The 651-nt window shown below is 39.8% G+C and carries 1 protein-coding gene; it reads left to right on the forward strand.

Going from position 1 to position 651, the window contains the following annotated elements; genetic code table 11:
• Positions 1-196 precede the first annotated feature (196 nt).
• On the forward strand, positions 197-651 hold a 455-nt coding region (locus tag ACRCJ0_RS18115; protein WP_431391525.1), incomplete at its 3' end, for a UTP--glucose-1-phosphate uridylyltransferase.

Below are 651 nucleotides of genomic sequence, written 5' to 3' on the forward strand. Positions count from 1 at the left end.
GTTGATATGCCGATTACCCAAGCAATTTACAAGGTGATTCAAGGAGAATCTAGTATTCAAGATGTGATCACCGCCTTAATGGCTAGAGAACGCAAAGGTGAATTGCAGTTTGAAGATGACTTAAAGGATATTTTTTAACGGCAATTTGTTTTATAATGAAATGAGAAAATTTAACAGATAAATGGAGGATTCATTCATGGCGAAAGTAAGAAAAGCGATTATTCCTGCAGCAGGGCTAGGTACACGGTTCCTACCTGCAACAAAGGCAATGGCGAAAGAGATGTTGCCGATTGTTAATAAACCAACGATTCAATTTATCGTGGAAGAGGCCTTGGCTTCTGGAATTGAAGACATTCTAATTGTTACTGGAAAAAGTAAACGACCAATCGAAGACCACTTTGACTCAAATGTGGAGTTAGAGTCGAACTTGGCAGATAAGGGTCGCGATGACTTGCTTGAAATCATCGGAGAAACGGTTGGTTTAAACCTATTCTTCAAACGTCAATCTTATCCAAAAGGGTTAGGAGACGCGGTATTACAAGCAAAAGCCTTTGTTGGTGACGAGCCTTTTGTCGTAATGCTTGGGGATGACTTGATGGTTGACGAAGTGCCATTAACTAAACAATTGATTGACGCTTATGATGTCACAAA

Source organism: Aerococcus sp. L_32 (genome assembly GCF_050689315.1).